We start from the raw sequence: 16,441 nt of genomic DNA on the forward strand, positions 1-16,441 counted from the left end.
TTTTTCTAGACATAGTAGATTCTCCTCACTTATTGTGTATGATTCTACATGCCCTTATTTTTATTGTCCAACTAAGTGTAACCTGTCCATAAGTGATGTAAAAGATTCTAATGAATTTCTAAGATGTTTATGGTCTGAAATGGCTAAGGAGTTTGGGACATGTGGTTGGCAGTACATTCCTATTAAAGATGGCTCAAAGAATAAAATTACTTTTGGCTTTATGAATATCAATCAAGGAACAGCTTTAGAGGTTGGTATTACATATAAAGAGAAAGGTTCTATAAACAATATCTATTTTTTACAGAATAATGGTAAGGAAGATATTCAAAAGGGTACAGAGCTATATAACAGACTAAAAAAGGTAATTAATGTAACAAAAGAAAGTGTTGGTAAGTATCAAGCTATCCTTATGCAAGCTACAATAAAAGCATATTTTCCTATCATGTCTTATATTGGTGAGAGCTTTGTAATTCTTCCTATGGTTGATGGGGATAGTCAGTTTTCCTGCATTATTAAAGCATATGATGTTAACCAAGCCTCAGGTTATTTTGCTAGAAAAGTTAATCAAGTTATGGATTTTTTATCTGTTGAAACTAATGCTGTTTTTAGGAGACCAAACACTAGACCTGGTGAGGAGACTATCACATTAGAAAAAGAGATATACCAGGATGATAGGGAGTTTATGGATGATTTATCTCTAGTAGATGATTACCTAGTAATATCTAAAGAGGGTAAACAGCTAATAGAACAGATAGCTAGTAATGAGGAAATGAGTCCAGAGTTAGAATTATTTCTAAAGGCTTGTAGTCATTATCATAGTGCAAGAGCTTTAGAGGAACAGATATATATTAGACCTGATGGAAAACTTGTTTCAATGCATGGAGGGAACAAAACAGAGATAGCCACAACTCTCTATTTATCAGCATTAGAGGTAGTAACATTAATTGGCTTTACAGAGGATAAATGTGATTCATGTGGACAGCCAAAGTTTCAAATTGGTAGAAGGGTAAAGGAGCTTACCTCTAGATACCTACCTTCTGACCTAGTTAAAGAATTTGTAGATTATTATAATAAAAGGTCAAAATATCTACATGCAGGTCAAAAACTTGTTACTGAGACACCTACAATAAGTAGTATTCCCCTTTTAGACCCTGATGGAATAAATGGTTGTGATTTTCCTTTTAAAATACCTTTAAAAAATTTAGGGGAGTGGGTAAGCTACTGTTTAAGGATGTATTATAAAGAAAATTTAATTTAATGTGTATGAGTCTTTCAATAAATTGTAGCATTAAATATATGGAGGAGAGCTGATGGCTTTGCTCCTTTTTAATTGTCTGAAAATGGATCAATTAGATTTCCTACTTAGTTTCTAAAAATAGGCTAATAAAATTTTAAAAGGCTTTGCCCATTTTACAGATAGGGTATCTCTAAAATAAGCTCAGTATCAGTACAGTATCATGTTGAGTCCATTTCCTCTCGAACTGCAAAAAATAGGTTATGTATTTTAGAGTAGCTACTTGCATACTATTCTGTGGGGTACTCCCCCTATGGATGGGGGTATTTACCATTGAAAGCTGATAGCTCTGTTACTGTATGCTTTATCATTTAATTCTTTTTACTCTTTGGCTCAGCTCTCAGCAGTCTCAACTACATCTTACACAGCAACAGCAGGAGCATCAGTAGACTACTGAACATAAATTGATTAGTATGTCAATACCTCTAGAAATGCAGTAGTATCAAGGCTTTGTCTATCTATACAATATCCTGCATAAATACAGATAAGCCTGTACAAACTTTCTGTCCAATGGAATCAGTCACAGTCAGCCTTATTTCTGCTCTTATACTGCTCTATTATCCTCTCAATTACAAAGGGAGAGCAGGAGAAGGGGGAAGAAAAAGCTCATTTACTGCAATATACTGCCTCTTGTCTGTAATTCTACAAAGTACTAGAGGAAGGAGGGAGGAGTAGGGGCTGAGTCATGGACTTTTTACTCTTTACTCTACTGGTACAGTATCCTATCTGTATCCCTTGTAAATGCTTATACAGCAAGGGTTTAAGCCTCCTTACTGTCCTTTAATGTTACTCTATTTGGTATCATTGTCTGTCCTCTAACTGTATTCCTACTGCCTTGTTATCCCTCCTATAACTGCCTACAAAATTACTCTCTATTTCCTAACTGTTAATACTGTTAATCCTATCAGTATCCTTACTGTACTTATAAAGAGTACCCCAAAAGTAGTACCCTACCCCTCCCTTTAAAACAGTACCCCCTATACTTGAAAAAGGACAAAAAAGGAGAGTCTTACTACCAACAGATAAAGCTCTACAATAATAGAGGTCTACCTACTGATAATAAGGCTCATAGCACAGAATTAGCAGAATGATTGTCTCACTCCATAACTGAGAAAAGGAGATTTAGCCTCTAAAGTATTGCTACTTAAAGAGGACTCCCTTATTAGTCATCTCTTGCTACTGTTTTAAAGGCTTACTTACTGCTGTTTACTACAAACTCAGCTCCTAGAGTCTCATCAAATTCTCCTGCTTTTCTGTACAATAGATTAGGATTAGCTTTAATAATTAACTCCCTACCTACTCTAATTTTTCCATACACATACATATTAGTCCATTGTAAGTTTCCTAGCTTTCTGCTTGTCTCCTCTACAGATAATCCCATAACCTCAGCCAATGCCTCAAGGCTTAAAGTCTGTACCTGATGCAAGTCTCTCTCAGTAGGATTAGCTACTAGCAAGTTAGTCTCATAATGGATAAATTGAATTGATTTATAAATAAAGCCAATGTCAGCAGGTTGTAATCCTTCTTTAAAAGCCTCCTGTAAGCTATTAATGAATACTTTTACAGCCTTATCTGTTTTCTTATTACTGTACTCAGCTCCTACTCCCTTTCTAAAGCAGTAGTCTGAGCTAATAAATACAGCCTTATAGCTTTTACCTGCTACCTCTACCTTGTCCCTGTAGATTAGGCTTAGCTTTTCAAACTTTTTCAATACAGTATTAGTAGTCTGAGCAGTTACCCCTAAAGCCTCAGCTATTTCCTTTGTTTTCATTGGAGTCTTAGCATCTGCATTAGCTTTAACCATGTTTTTATAGTCTACATATGTCTGTAACAATAGAAAGTATCCTAGCTCTTTATTATTCAACATTGATAAGCCTCCCTTAAATGCTTCCATTTCTGAGAATACAAAAGGACTACCTGACTTTTTAATAACTGCCTTTGCCTTTTGATGTTTCTGATAAGCTTCCTGCTGTGCCTCTGTCCTATATGATGCAATCTTTACTACATCTCCTGTCTCAACATTCATAAACTCCTGTGCCATTTTCTTTTCCCCCTGATTATTTAAGTATTAAAGCTGAGTCATCAGCCTTTCTCTCCTATATGTCTGACTGTGTAATAGGGATTAAAGTAATCTGGATCATATTCTGTTTTATTTTTTCAATATGGCTGCCTAACTTATTTAGAATAGTTTCCTCAACTGATGCTAGGAGCCTAAAAGAGCTAAAGCCTAGAGGCTTGGAGCAAAGCTCCCTACAAAAACTTAAAGGACTAGAGGGATTTTTAAGGATTTATACAACAGGACAGGATTAAGAGCCTCCCAACTGTCCTAAATGCTCTAGCTGAGGATAAGGCTGAGCTATTGTAGACATAAAAGGATTACTTAGGATTTCTTAATTATTGTAGGTAGGACTGACTGTAAGGAAGGACTAAGGCTGATAAGCCTAAGGGTCTTTGTTTCTAAAGATATAAGAGGGATAGCTTTTGCTTAAAAAGTGGTATGATCCTTACTCCTGCAAGGGATATAGCAATTTTTAGCCTTAGGTAAAAAAGTGAATTTTGCTCAAGTGTTAGAACAAAAAGAGTGAAAAATGCTCAAGTGTTAGAGTAGTTTTTGTTGGCCTTTCTTGGATTATTGATGCAGTAGCTGATATTGAAAAAGGTAAAAAAGGTCACATATCTACTCAAAACAGGTAAAAAACCTCACAAGTGTATTGAGTTTTACTGTCCTTTAAAAATAAATGCCTACTTCCTAAATTACTTCCTCCCAGGTACTTTAGATGGCTCAGTACAGAAGTATATATAAGTAGAAGGAGGAGGAAGTGAAATAGGCAGTATATCCTCATCCCATATCAAAAGGAGGTAACACAATGTCAGTATTAAAATATGAATTTAAAGATTCTACTCCTGAGAGAAAGCAGGAAATGCTCTCAGAGATTATCAGTAAATATATTGTCAGTAATAGAAATGAATTAGTGCAAGCTCTTGGACATGCTCAGGCAATCCTAGACTGTACTCAAGAAGAATTCTCTAATCATCCTGAGGTATCCATCAGTACAAGGCAGGTAAGGACTTACAAGAAAGAATATCTAGACCTGTATGTATCAGCTTTTGAGAGGTACTCAGGTACTGCTGAGCTAATGGATGTAGAGGGAGAGCTAGATGAGTCAGCATTAGAGGCTGTTTATGAGAACTTACTAGCAAGGCTAAAGAGTCCTAAAACATCTACAAAGGACTTAGCTATTATCCTTGAGTATTTTGGTATTTCTAAAGAGGAGTTTAAGAGGTTTACAGACTTCAGAAATTCTACTATGAGAGGCTTTATGTCTGATAATTTGACTAATATTGTACCTGAGGAGGATAAGGTTTTATTGATTAAAGCAATCATTGCTGAGAGTCCTTTCTTGTATCAGGGTACAGAGAAAACAGCAGGTAACACTTACAATGCTATGACAATGGATTTAGATCATCCTTTAGTAAGACTTGAGGTACAAACTTTAGGTTTATTGTTTGTCAGCTTGTTTAATGGTCAGGTAACAGAGGCTTATGTTAATCATGCTGAGGCTTTAAGGCTGTTAAAACTTGCATCAGGTAAGTCTGTTAAGGATATGGAAAAGGCTCATAAGGACTTTGACAGAATGGATGGTAAAGTACCTCCTAGAAAGCCTATTGCAGAGAAAGACCTGATTGACACTTTTGGAGCTGAGGAAGGTAAAGAGTTGTTTTCTAAGTTTAACAACATGAAAAAGAATGTAGATAAAAATACTGCTGTTAAAATGCCTAGATATGAGGATGTAACTCTTGATTATCAGGCTCATTTAAAGGTATATCCTGAGATGACAGCCATGCCATTCAGAGTATTGTTAGCTAAGTTAGATGCTCAGCAGGATAAGCAGTTTAAAGATAAGTACAAGCAATTTGTAAATGAAATTAATGAGGACTAATAAAAACTAAAACACATAAAAGGGAGATTGATTACAAATGGAAAACAAAAGAGTAGAAATGACAAAAGGAATGGAAAGCAAGATTAAAGATATGGAGACAGCATTACAGGCTATTCAAGCTAAGTTTGTAGAGCTAGAGGATGTTAAGGGATCAGGAGCAGAGGCAGTAGCAGGACTACAGGCTAAGAAAGCTCAGATTCAAGAGGAAATGCAGTTAGCTACAGACTTGGGAGAGGCTGAGCTATTGTTACAGCAAGTGGAGGACATTGAGAGAAAAGAAGGATTGCAGACAGCCATTAACAATGGACAAGCTGTAAGAAAAGCAGGAGAGATGGATGAGCTGTTTAAGGCTTTCTTTGCAGTACATGCAGGAGCTAGAACAATCTTTAATGTACTAGATAAGGAATATGTTGAAACAATGTCTATTAGGTCTGTAGATGAGGATACAGCTAAGGTAGAAGGATATGCATGTAAACTTAATACATCTTTTGGAGTAGCTAACAGCTTATTGATTGATGCAGGTCTTGTACCTCAGGGAGCTAAGTTTTATGGCAAAGTACATTTAGGACAATCAATCCTAGTGTCTAAAGGTGGAGCATTAAAGAGGGAAATGGTTCAGCTACAAAGGAGATTAAGTATTTAAGCAGTACAGGTACAGAGAGAGCCTGATTTAGTAGGGAGACTTTAGCACAGATAACTTACTAAGGAGGTAAATGCATAATGATTGTTTTAGAAGTTTTGGGAGCAGTTTTAATGGTGAGCATTGCTAACAAAGTATTTTCAATAGAGAAATAAGGGTAGGTCTTAGACCTGCTCTTTTTCTTTTATACAGAGGAGGAGATTGTAGATGACAAAAGCAAATGTAAAAGCAGAGAGAGAAAAGCAAATGAGTATTGAGGATGATCTAGACAATAAGCTCTATGCAGTTATGGAGGCAGTTAAAAAGCCTGAGAAATAATCTATAGATGTTCAGACAGGAGGTATTGTAGATGTATACCCCCATCCAATCCTAGACACTTGGCACAGGGTTAGTAAGATTGTTTACAAGCCTTACAAGTACAATGTAGAGCAACAGCTACCTAAGGCATTACTGGAGAGGTACTATCAGCTACAGCAGGATATTGATAATGCAAAAGGTTGTAAAATAAGAAAAAAGTATATTAGAAAGCAACCTGTAAAAGTTACTGAGGATATGAAAAAAAGGATTATAAGGCTCTATAACAGAGGAGACTCTACTGCTGAAATAGCTGAGAGGGTAGGAGTATCAAAGCCTACAGTAACTAAGTACATCAGACAGCATAAAGAGCTTATTAGGGAGTGGGCAGAGCTTAGGTCACACTCTCCTCAGCTAATTAAAGAGTGGAATACATTAAGGGATACAGGTAACTCCTATCAGGCTATTGCAGATGTTTACAATGTACCCATGTTTGTAGTAAAGCAGTATGTACTTGAGTACAGAAAAGAGAGGACAATCCATCCTAAACCTAGAGGGAAAGCTAATATAACAAGGGAGGCTATATAATGGCAGAGTTTAATAATGAGCAAATGGCAGGGTTTATTAAGTCAGGTCTAAGAGTAAAGCATGTAGAGGCTACTACTCCAAAAGCAAAAGGCTCAGGATTGATAGCATTGTCTCAAGCATTTAAAAAGATGTCAGAGGCTGAGCAACAAAAGGAGGACAAGGATAATGAGTAGGAAAGATTTTAAGGCAGAGCATGACTACAGTAAGAGCAAGGGTAACCAAGCCTCATCCCTATGGAAAATAAGCAAGGGATTAAAGAAAGCTCAGGAACAAGTTAAGAGAAATAAAGATAAAATTAATATGAGATAACAGGAGATGGCTGAGGCTGTCTCCTCTTTTATTTTTGTCTATCTGTCTCAGTTTAGAAAACTCCTCTAAATATAGTTATGTAGCAGGAATAACTCTGGATGTCACAGTATCAGCAACAACCTCTAATGTTAGTTATGTCAGCAGGTTAGGAGCTAAGCAGTCACAGATAGAGAAACAGCATCTAACAATAGAGATGTAAGCCAATAAAACAAAGAGGAGACTGAAGGATGAAAACAGCAACTATTAAAAAGCTAGAGGCATTGATTAAGGAGCTAGATGAGTATATAAAGTTTGTATCTACATTGGAGCAGATGGTACAGAAGAAAAGCAGATATGTTAAGGATTTAGCAAAGATGCAGAAAATGCTAGATGAGCATAAAGGGAGTAAAGAGGCTTTACAGGAGAGAGCAGAACTATTAGCTGAGCTGTCACAGTTTTAATATTAACATCTAATGAAAGTTATGTGAAACCAACAAAAAACAATAGGGAGAAGATAAAGAATGGATCAATTTAGCAAGCAGGAAAAAAATATAGAGGTTATTGCATTTAAGACTAAGGATAAGGTTACAGTTAATGTACATGGTAAGCCAAGCTTTGATATGTGGGCAAAGAAAATGATAGAGTTGTACAATTCAAAGCAAAATAAAACAGCAAGTTAAAAGGAGGAGCAATGAAGCTTTTCCTTTTTTATGCTCCTTTATGCCTATAAACACCTTTTATTTTCTCTCTTGTGATATATTTATTTTCTAAACAATATTTATAAATTTGGTTTGCTTGGGAAGGGTCTAAATCAACAAGGTCTTGAATCTTTGATATTACCTCTGTTTTGTTAAGCTCATTATTTTTATTAAGATACTCTGATATTTCCTCTGCATATTTCTCCATATTAAGAATTAACTGTATTTCATTTGATAATCTTTGGAATTTTACACTGCTACCATTAATTTCATTTCTACTTCTATTAATCTCTTTTGTTATTTTTGTTAATAACTTTGTTAATCCATCCTTATTATTATCCTTTTCATATATCTCAATTAAGAGAGAGTAGCTATAAGGGATGTCAGAATCTAATTCATATATAGCTTTTTCTAAAATACTTATTGCTTCTTGATTTCTATTGGCTTTATGTAACTCACTTGCTTTTTGTGATAATTCAAAAACATCATTAGTCCATTTATTATAATCTCTTGCCTGTTTAACAATTTTATTAACATTTTGATTATCCTGTTTGTTTTCAGTGTCTTTTTCACTTGAAAATAACCTTTTAAAAAAACTCATATTATCATCCCTATTTAGAATTTTTCAACAATTTTATCCTAACATTATTTCACTTTAAAACCAATTGTTATTCTTTTAAGAAAGGACAAAAAAGGAGATGCTTTTACAGCTCTCCCTTACAACTCTCTCCAGTGAATATCTAATTTTGGCTCATTGTTTGTCTCAGCAGTCTTAGTAAAGACAATCCCTGAAATTATGAGCTTTAATGTAGCATTTTGCTCCTCTAATTCCATCTCCTCAAAATTATCAATCATTTCTAAAATTCCTGTTACCTTGCCTAATTGAACAGAGGCATCCATACTCTCTAATTTATGTTTTACAATGTTTATCTCATTTTTAAGAGCTGAGATAGTATCCTCTAAGGCCTGTTTTTTCTGCTGATATGATTGCTTGTCTAATTCCTCATCTAGATAAAGGTCTAAAAGCCTTTTAGCTTTTCTCTCCTGCTTAGCAAGGTCAGTCTCTAGACTTTCTAAAGTAGAGGTTAGGTTATTTTCTAAGCCTGATGTATCCTCAGCTAACAGACTTACTAAGGACTGCTGTAACTCTTGTTTGTACAGATTTAATGCATCTAGGACTGCATTTTCAACTTTATAAATGGATACTCCTCCATTATGGCATTTAGTATCAAAGTCAATCTGATGCCTACAAGGTCTAATCTGATAAAAGGAGTAATTTCTCCCTGTCTTTCTGACTTTATTATTGAGCTGTATTGTCATCCCTTTTCCACAAACCCCACAAACTAAAAGCTTATTGACAGGAGATTTAATACCTAAGGATTGCAGATTTTCTTTTGACTTTCTAGATTTAAAAAGAGCCTGTATCTGATTAAATTCCTGCTCAGTTATTATTGCCTCATGAGTATCCTTTGCTACAGCAGTCTTTTTCAGCCTTTTAGAATTATACTTTGACTCTCCAAGGTACACTCTATTTTGTAAGATGCCTAATACTCTGTCAGTTTTAAATTGGTTGCCTTTTCTAGAACTGTATCCTAACTTGTTTATTTTATCTGCAATAAGTCTTGAGGAATAGCCTAACAAAGCTAATTCAACCATTTTTCTTACTACTTTCTTTTCCTCAGGATTTACATATAACTGCTTAGTGTTTTTATCCCATGTATAACCTAATGGAGGAGTAGAGCCAATCCATCTATTTTTAATTGCAACAGCATCATACTTTCCTTTAGTTAATCTGTGTCTAATCCTCTTATATTCATAAGCTGAAAGGACAGAGGTAAAGCCAAACATTAGCTCTTGATTTTCATCTGAAAGGTCTATTGTGCTGTCTGGTGTCTCAATAATGATGTCATTTTCTATAAAGATTTCCTTTAGCTCTGCTGAGTCTCTTTCATCTCTGCTAAGTCTGTCAGTATGAGTAACAAGGACTCTGCTGTATTTACCTTGTAATATACCCTCAAGCATCTTAGCTAACTCAGGTCTATTCCAATTAATTGAGCTTTCAACCTCTTGAAACAGGTCATAGCTGTATTCTTTTTGCTTAGCTATTCTAACTAATGTTTCCCTTTGATTATGGAGGGTTTCCTCTGCTCCTCCTTCTTCCTCTCTAGATTTTCTCACATAAAGAGCTACCTTTAATTTTGTTGCTGTTTGTACCATCTTGATTTCTCCTCCATTAATGCTCTGATTTATAGTCCTCTCTTATTAACATTAAGAGTGTTTTCTAAAACTGTGACAGGTCAGAGCTGTTTATTTAATGAAGGATGAACTGTGTTTTACTGACAAGATGGCTCAAGCACAGGTTCAGGCATATGAGATCGACAATGCTAAATTGCCCGCAAGTATCGATGAATTGGAAAGTCAAGGCTATCTCAAACAGACATCATGCCCTAATGGGAATGATATTAGTTTGGATAACAAAGGAAAGGTAACGGTCGTTGAGTAGGAGAGAAGTTAATATACGGCATTCCAATGGGGGGTATACCCTGTCTGAAACCCTTATTGTCCTTGTTATTTTTATACTCCTGATTTCCATCAGCCCAAATTTATATCCAAGCTTCACTAAAGGGATGGAAATCAGGTTATTTCTTTCTCAATTCCATGAAGATCTTTTCTACGCACAACAGTATGCCATCAGTCATGAGGGCTTGATTTACCTCCATATTGATAATACCAATAAGTTTTATAGTGTTTCGTCTTATAAGGAGGGAACTCTTCTAGAGAGAAGCATACCAGAGGATATACAGTTCTTAAGTGGAACATTAGGGTTCAGCTTTCATTTTAATCAGTATGGAAATGCTTCAAAAGCTGGAACGATGATGCTTGACACTTCAAAAGGAAAGTACAAATTGGTCCTCAATATCGGTAAAGGGAGGTTCAGGATTGAGAAATTGTAAGGGTTACGTCTACCTTGAGATTATTGCCGCATTTTCCATTTGTATTTTCGTGGTCCTTTCCATTTTACCGATTCTTGAAGAGTTGATGACACATCGTAAAAATATTGTCATAAGGACAGAAGCCCACCATTTATTATATGAAAGATTGACGGCGTTCATCGATGGGGAGATACAAGCTGTTGGACAGGATATCATTTACCGAAGAAAATCCTATGAATTGATATGGAGGGACCATGGCGATTTCCCTGGGATGATTGAAGGGTGTGTATGTTATGAAGATGAATCTGGTAAATATGAATCCATTTGTGATGCTGCGAAAAAATGATGGTTTTACGATGATCGAAATGCTTTTTTCTTTAATGATCTTAATGACGACGTCTCTTTTTGTATTAGAACTTTTTTCAACCATTCATACCCAGGTGAGGTCCATTGACAAGTTACATCCTAAAGAGTGGGAGGTCTTTACTATGCAAATGCAGCAGGAGGTCCGGAGTTCAATAGATCAGGATGTAATGGGAAATAAATTATATTTGCTTTCAGGTGAGCAATTATCATCCATTGAACAATATGAGGATAAGGTCCGAAGGCGAGTGAATGGTATGGGGCATGAGGTCATCTTGCAGAACATTTCGGAATTCCAGGTCGAGAAGGATGGCGGTGTCATTGTTTTAAATATAACGGATAAAGCAGGGACTACTTTCAGTCGAAGATTTCATCCTTTCTTTAAAAATGTGAAGAAAGTCGATGAATAATCAAAAAGGAGTCGTTTTCCCGATGGTAATGATTGTAGCAAGTGTTTTCATCATGTTGACGATATTGATGATCGATCAATTTATCCTCGATAAAAGGTTTTATAAAGAAGTGGAAGAATCGCTTGTGGCCGACCATCTTGTACATCTCGCCGTTAAGGATGTGACGGAAGAGCTGGGGGAGGTGATCCCGGACATCATTCAGGGGGAAATCTCATACCCAAATGGTGTGGTGAGGTATTCCTTAACAAAGCAAGACGGTCCTTACGTCTATCTCGAATTTTCTTCCACAACTAAAAATGGCCGCGTTGGCAGGGTCATCATTCAATATGATAAAGAAGCGGGGAGAGTGATAGAATGGATAGAAAAGCAGGCTATGTAATACTCAAAGATCAACTCTCTTTTTAAAACGCTGACCCATTTTCAACGATTTTACGTGTTTAACTAACAAGTGAAGGATTAAAAGAAGCGCTAGCCGGGCATACTTTGCATAGGGTGATTTTAAATGTCTACAAACGCTTATATTAAATATCTGACGCAACAGCTTGTCGAGTATTTTAATTTGACCAAAAAAGAACGAAAAGAAAAGCGCCGTCATAGAAAAGAGGATAAAAATCATGGTATATCCCATTGGTTTGGCATTGTCCCTTTTGCTTTGTCGATGTTCGTAAGGAAAAATATCAAAAAATAAAACAGATGTCCTAAACTTAGGACATCTGTTTTTTTAAGTATCGTTTTTACTATCCCAACGCCCTATCTGAAAGGTAAAACAAACCTCCGTTGATGATGGATATTCGGATATTCGGTTCGTATTGAGCTTTTAATGCTTCTTTTTCGGTAAAATAACTCTCACTTTTTTCGTCCATGTCCTTGTAAAAATGCTCCAATAAGTTCAAGTCATTCTGCCAGCGCAGCATGGCTTCTTCCGCCCAAGAATGGTCATCATTCTCGAAACTCGTTCTAATGTATGTATCCAGTCTTGCCAATCCACTTTTCGGCATGATGAGCGGTGAAAGCGTAAACGAGTAATCCGGTATTTTTGGGGTGACCTTAATTGGTAAAACCCGATGGTGAAATCCTTCCATGATCTCGCCCGAAATTAAATTCAATCCGATGGACATAAAAGTATCTTTTTTACGATCGCATTGGTAGGATATTTTCACATTCAGGGTAAGCCATGGAAACAATGGATTATTCCCGCCCATTAATGGAGGAGTATCCTCAAAAAGTCTAGTATACCCTGCCAGCTTTTTTGTTGATTGAATAATCTGATGGAGCCGAGGGGAGCCAAAATGAATCATTTCTCCCTTTAGGTCGGGTGGGGCTTGTTCCGGATCGGTAATGAAAGTCATCTGGGCTGGGTTCGGAATGCCACCCGTTTTTTCCAGGTAGTGCCAATAAAAGGGCCGGTTCATTAATTCTTTATCCATTTCTATCGTTAGTTGAACTGTAAGGTGGGTTGGTTTATTATCCAATATTTCACATTCATTGGCTTTAAAGTAAGTTATTAAAAAATCATGAATTTCCTGTTGCTGCATGAACCTCACCTTCCTTCATGGATTGAGCGAATTGAATCATCGATGAAAAATTATCCATCTTGATTTTCATTTCGCCCTCTGTTTTGGACTCCCCGACCACATCAATTAAATATTCTTCAATGTTGTTAATATCCAGTTTGGTTAGAATATCATCCAATTCACCAATTACTTTTTCAAATAAATTAATTTTTTCGTATAGTAACTTTAGAATATGTTCTTCAACAGTATTTTTCGTGGCAAAGTTATAAATCCTGACATCCTCTTCCTGTCCAAGGCGGTGAATCCGCCCAATTCTTTGTTCAAGCCTCATGGGGTTCCATGGCAGGTCAAAATTAATCAAGTGATGGCAGAACTGAAGGTTTATCCCTTCCCCGCCAGCTTCTGTTGCAATTAATACCTGAATTTTCTTTTGGAATAATTCTCGCATCCAGTCTTTCTTTCCACGTTTAAATCCGCCTCGGAATGGGACTGAAGAAATTCCATTCTGTTGAAGGTACCATTGTAGATAAAGCTGAGTAGCTCGGTATTCGGTAAAGATAATCACTTTGTCATCAATTTTCTTGATCAGTTCCAAAGCTTTTTCAGCTTTTGAATTCTGAACCGTTTCATTCACTTTTGTAAATAAATCATCAAGCTTTGCCAAAAAGTCAGGGGTAGGCTGGTCGTATTTGGCTTTCATGTTTTTTAAAGTATAAAAGACCGCCTCTCTGCTGCTGCAGGCTTCTCTTTGGAGAGTGAGAGCTGAAAAGGCGCTTCCTTTTGTTCCATCAGAAATAGGTTTGAATTTTGAAACTGCATCGTACAATGCCTGCTCGGTTGGAGAAAATTCAATGGTGATGGTTTCCACATGCCTTTTTGTCCATTCAATACCAGTATCGGCCCGCCGGTTTCGAATCATCACAGTGTTGACCAATTCCTTTAGGTGTTCATCTTCAATTATGTTCCGGCCTTTCCCTTTATATTTTTCCGAAAAGAGTGAGGCATTTCCCAAGTGGCCTGGTTTTAATAACGAAACGAGGTGAAAAATTTCCTCGACTTTATTTTGAATGGGAGTAGCTGTCAGGAGTAAACAAAATTTCTTTTTCAGATTTTGGACGAATTCATAGTTCTTCGTCTTATTATTTTTAAGTTTATGAGCTTCATCAATGATGATGAAGTCATATTCCTGATTGAAAATGATATCACGATGTGGAGCGCGTTTCGCTGTATCAATGGATGAAATGACCACATCACAGGAGTCCCATACATAACTTTTTCTCTGAACGACTGCCGGAATATGAAACTTCGTATTCAATTCAAAAGCCCATTGTGTTACAAGGGAAGCTGGTACAAGGATCAATACCTTCTTTACAAGGCCTCTGATCATATACTCCTTTAGGATCAAGCCGGCTTCAATTGTTTTTCCGAGACCTACTTCATCTGCTAAAATGGCCTTTCCATTCATCTTTTCCACCACTTGCTTTGCAGCTTCCAATTGATGGGGAAGCGGGGTTAACTGAGGAAGGTGCTTGGGTGCCTGTAAACCTTCAAAATCAGGAATGATGAGATTTTCCTCCATTTTAACCGCCAACTTATAAAGCTCCCAATTTCCCCATGGACCATCATTTTCCACTTTTTGTAAAAACTCGTCATTCCATTCAGAATTGAAGGATATATTGATTTTCATAGAAATAACTCCCTCTTAAATCATAAATTCCTTAATATAAGGTCAAAAACCGAACATTTCATATGTGAAGTAAGAAAAATATTTCTCTTCAAAAGATATTGCAGAGATAAGTTTCTTAGGGTAGGATATAAGTATATTTAGAAAATTCCAATTTCCAAACGCTAAAAAGAATTTTTGTATCGATTTTGCAGTTCGCGTTTTCTTAGTATGGGCTATAGGTACCTGCTTTATCCATGATTACCGAAGGAGATCATTTAAACGTTTTTCTGGAGTTTTTGGAGATTTGGCAGAGAATGCATTCTATGATGCTCAAAGGTTTTACTAATGGGTGGGGCTTATTCGCTTAATTTCATTGGTAGACCATAATATGCGGGTGAAGATAAGGGGAGAGACTACGGATGTAGCGCCGAAGGAGCAAACTTAGCAGTGAATCTCTCAGGCAAAAGAACTCTTATTGGACGCAACTCTGGAGAGCGCCGCCCGTTTGGGACGGCCACCAAAGGGGAAAACCTATTATATAGGTAAACTTTCAGGTTTCAGGACAGAGAAAAAGCTCAAACGGGCTTTCTCTGTCCTTTTTTGTGCTTTTTTCACATCATGAATCAGAATATCTGATGCGTAAGGTCAAAAAGCTTTGATAATGAAGCCAATTTAATTTTAAAAAATCTGAGGGGGGTCATTTTTTGACCAATTTAAAAAGAACACCACTATTTGAGGTTTATCGTGAATACGGAGGGAAAACGATTGATTTTGGCGGCTGGGAACTTCCTGTCCAATTTTCGGGTATAAAGGACGAACATGAAGCCGTACGTACAAAAGCGGGTCTGTTCGATGTATCGCATATGGGGGAAGTTGATGTTAAGGGTCCTGGGAGCCTTTCCTTTTTACAGAAGATGCTGACTAATGATATATCAAAGCTGCAAACGGGCGGTGCCCAATATTCGGCCATGTGTTATGAAAACGGCGGGACGGTTGATGATCTCATCGTTTATAAAAGGGCGGAAGACGACTATCTGCTCGTGGTCAATGCAGCGAATACAGAAAAAGATTTCGATTGGCTGCAAGCTAATCTAACGGAAGATGCCCAAATTACGAATGTATCGAGTGACTATATACAGCTTGCACTTCAAGGACCATCTGCAGAGAAGATATTGCAAAAACTTTCAGAAAATACTGCCTTAAGTGAAATTGGATTTTTCAAGTTCAAGGAGAATGTCATGATAAATGGTATCTCCACGTTGGTATCCCGTACTGGATATACTGGTGAAGATGGTTTTGAAATATATAGCGACAGTGAAAACGGCCCTGCCCTTTGGAAGGCGATAATGGATGCCGGAAAGGAAGAAGGGATACAGCCGATTGGTTTAGGTGCTCGTGATACCCTGCGTTTTGAAGCGAAACTGCCGCTGTATGGGCAGGAGCTTTCAGCGGACATTACTCCAATAGAAGCCGGGATTGGTTTTGCGGTAAAAGTGGATAAGGAAGCCGATTTTTTCGGGAAAGCCGTTCTTGCTGAACAAAAGGAGAAAGGGGCACCCCGGAAGCTTGTGGGAATTGAAATGATTGACCGTGGCATTCCTCGTCATGGGTATAAGGTCTACAGCGGGGACAAAGTCATTGGGGAGGTCACGACTGGTACCCAATCACCAACGTTGAAGAAAAACGTAGGATTGGTACTTATCGATAAGGAATATTCGGTGCTGGATGCGGAAATTGAAGTGGAAATCCGTTCCAAACGTTTGAAAGCCGTTATAATACAAACACCTTTTTATAAAAAACCACGTAAATAGA

The 16,441-nt window shown here is 37.0% G+C and carries 20 protein-coding genes and 2 riboswitches; of the genes, 15 read left to right on the plus strand and 5 right to left on the minus strand.

The features are described 5' to 3' along the window. Positions 1-1,258 (plus strand): hypothetical protein (locus tag ACFX4L_RS02915; RefSeq protein WP_377403868.1); only part of this gene is annotated, 1,258 nt, incomplete at its 5' end. A gap of 1,228 nt (positions 1,259-2,486) precedes the next feature. Here the strand turns inward: ACFX4L_RS02915 and ACFX4L_RS02920 are convergent. Next, complete coding sequence (locus ACFX4L_RS02920; protein ID WP_377403871.1) at positions 2,487-3,335, minus strand: hypothetical protein; 849 nt, start codon at positions 3,333-3,335, stop codon at positions 2,487-2,489. A gap of 826 nt (positions 3,336-4,161) precedes the next feature. On the opposite strand from ACFX4L_RS02920, the gene ACFX4L_RS02925 reads away from it, so the two are divergent. From ACFX4L_RS02925 to ACFX4L_RS02955, 7 genes are all read left to right on the plus strand, one after another. Next, positions 4,162-5,235 (plus strand): hypothetical protein, encoded by a 1,074-nt coding sequence (locus tag ACFX4L_RS02925; RefSeq protein ID WP_377403874.1) that lies wholly within the window; start codon positions 4,162-4,164, stop codon positions 5,233-5,235. 37 nt (positions 5,236-5,272) lie between these two features. Then, the gene (locus tag ACFX4L_RS02930; RefSeq protein ID WP_377403877.1) at positions 5,273-5,878 is read left to right on the plus strand and encodes a hypothetical protein; all 606 of its coding nucleotides are present in this window, start codon (positions 5,273-5,275) and stop codon (positions 5,876-5,878) included. Between the two features lie 549 nt (positions 5,879-6,427). Next, positions 6,428-6,757 (plus strand): helix-turn-helix domain-containing protein, encoded by a 330-nt coding sequence (locus ACFX4L_RS02935; protein ID WP_377403880.1) that lies wholly within the window; start codon positions 6,428-6,430, stop codon positions 6,755-6,757. Beyond that, on the plus strand, positions 6,757-6,930 hold the full coding sequence (locus tag ACFX4L_RS02940) for a hypothetical protein (protein ID WP_377403883.1): 174 nt from the start codon (positions 6,757-6,759) through the stop codon (positions 6,928-6,930). The genes ACFX4L_RS02935 and ACFX4L_RS02940 overlap by 1 nt, the downstream gene beginning before the upstream one ends. Continuing rightward, the gene (locus ACFX4L_RS02945; protein WP_377403886.1) at positions 6,923-7,066 is read left to right on the plus strand and encodes a hypothetical protein; all 144 of its coding nucleotides are present in this window, start codon (positions 6,923-6,925) and stop codon (positions 7,064-7,066) included. The genes ACFX4L_RS02940 and ACFX4L_RS02945 overlap by 8 nt, the downstream gene beginning before the upstream one ends. A 227-nt stretch (positions 7,067-7,293) precedes the next feature. Then, on the plus strand, positions 7,294-7,506 hold the full coding sequence (locus ACFX4L_RS02950) for a hypothetical protein (RefSeq protein WP_377403889.1): 213 nt from the start codon (positions 7,294-7,296) through the stop codon (positions 7,504-7,506). A 60-nt stretch (positions 7,507-7,566) separates the two neighbouring features. Then, positions 7,567-7,725 carry a hypothetical protein gene (locus ACFX4L_RS02955; protein ID WP_377403892.1) on the plus strand — a complete coding sequence of 53 codons (159 nt, stop codon included), beginning with the start codon at positions 7,567-7,569 and terminating at the stop codon, positions 7,723-7,725. A 28-nt stretch (positions 7,726-7,753) separates the two neighbouring features. Here the strand turns inward: ACFX4L_RS02955 and ACFX4L_RS02960 are convergent, their stop codons facing one another. Then, complete coding sequence (locus ACFX4L_RS02960) at positions 7,754-8,344, minus strand: hypothetical protein (protein ID WP_377403895.1); 591 nt, start codon at positions 8,342-8,344, stop codon at positions 7,754-7,756. Between the two features lie 116 nt (positions 8,345-8,460). After that, the gene (locus tag ACFX4L_RS02965; protein ID WP_377403898.1) at positions 8,461-9,960 is read right to left on the minus strand and encodes a recombinase family protein; all 1,500 of its coding nucleotides are present in this window, start codon (positions 9,958-9,960) and stop codon (positions 8,461-8,463) included. Between the two features lie 97 nt (positions 9,961-10,057). On the opposite strand from ACFX4L_RS02965, the gene ACFX4L_RS02970 reads away from it, so the two are divergent. The 6 genes from ACFX4L_RS02970 to ACFX4L_RS02995 all read left to right on the plus strand — a co-directional run bounded on the left by ACFX4L_RS02970 (position 10,058) and on the right by ACFX4L_RS02995 (position 12,137). Next, on the plus strand, positions 10,058-10,246 hold the full coding sequence (locus tag ACFX4L_RS02970) for a competence type IV pilus major pilin ComGC (protein WP_377403901.1): 189 nt from the start codon (positions 10,058-10,060) through the stop codon (positions 10,244-10,246). Beyond that, positions 10,239-10,697 carry a competence type IV pilus minor pilin ComGD gene (gene comGD, locus ACFX4L_RS02975; RefSeq protein WP_284470234.1) on the plus strand — a complete coding sequence of 153 codons (459 nt, stop codon included), beginning with the start codon at positions 10,239-10,241 and terminating at the stop codon, positions 10,695-10,697. Before ACFX4L_RS02970 ends, comGD begins: the two co-directional genes overlap by 8 nt. Further along, entirely contained in the window at positions 10,684-11,022 is a 339-nt protein-coding gene (locus tag ACFX4L_RS02980; RefSeq protein WP_089361505.1) for a hypothetical protein, read from the plus strand. Before comGD ends, ACFX4L_RS02980 begins: the two co-directional genes overlap by 14 nt. Beyond that, positions 10,970-11,449, plus strand: a complete 480-nt coding sequence (gene comGF / locus ACFX4L_RS02985; RefSeq protein ID WP_061464024.1) for a competence type IV pilus minor pilin ComGF — start codon at positions 10,970-10,972, stop codon at positions 11,447-11,449. The genes ACFX4L_RS02980 and comGF overlap by 53 nt, the downstream gene beginning before the upstream one ends. Next, complete coding sequence (gene comGG, locus ACFX4L_RS02990; protein WP_061464023.1) at positions 11,442-11,828, plus strand: competence type IV pilus minor pilin ComGG; 387 nt, start codon at positions 11,442-11,444, stop codon at positions 11,826-11,828. The genes comGF and comGG overlap by 8 nt, the downstream gene beginning before the upstream one ends. Positions 11,829-11,951: 123 nt before the next feature. Beyond that, the gene (locus tag ACFX4L_RS02995; RefSeq protein WP_061464022.1) at positions 11,952-12,137 is read left to right on the plus strand and encodes a YqzE family protein; all 186 of its coding nucleotides are present in this window, start codon (positions 11,952-11,954) and stop codon (positions 12,135-12,137) included. A gap of 49 nt (positions 12,138-12,186) precedes the next feature. Here the strand turns inward: ACFX4L_RS02995 and ACFX4L_RS03000 are convergent, their stop codons facing one another. Next, positions 12,187-12,984, minus strand: coding sequence for a YqhG family protein (locus tag ACFX4L_RS03000; protein ID WP_377403904.1), 798 nt, complete (start codon positions 12,982-12,984; stop codon positions 12,187-12,189). Continuing rightward, positions 12,962-14,650, minus strand: coding sequence for a DEAD/DEAH box helicase (locus ACFX4L_RS03005; RefSeq protein ID WP_089361501.1), 1,689 nt, complete (start codon positions 14,648-14,650; stop codon positions 12,962-12,964). The genes ACFX4L_RS03000 and ACFX4L_RS03005 overlap by 23 nt, the downstream gene beginning before the upstream one ends. Before the next feature lie 373 nt (positions 14,651-15,023). After that, positions 15,024-15,111, plus strand: a riboswitch (glycine riboswitch). Between the two features lie 3 nt (positions 15,112-15,114). After that, positions 15,115-15,197, plus strand: a riboswitch (glycine riboswitch). A gap of 136 nt (positions 15,198-15,333) precedes the next feature. Here ACFX4L_RS03005 and gcvT point away from each other — a divergent pair. Then, a complete protein-coding gene (gene gcvT, locus ACFX4L_RS03010) occupies positions 15,334-16,440 on the plus strand; it encodes a glycine cleavage system aminomethyltransferase GcvT (RefSeq protein ID WP_377381726.1) in 1,107 nt (368 codons plus the stop codon). The last annotated feature ends 1 nt before the right edge of the window (position 16,441 follow it).

This window comes from Peribacillus sp. YIM B13482 (assembly GCF_042787975.1).
GTDB lineage: Bacteria > Bacillota > Bacilli > Bacillales > DSM-1321 > Peribacillus > Peribacillus simplex_A.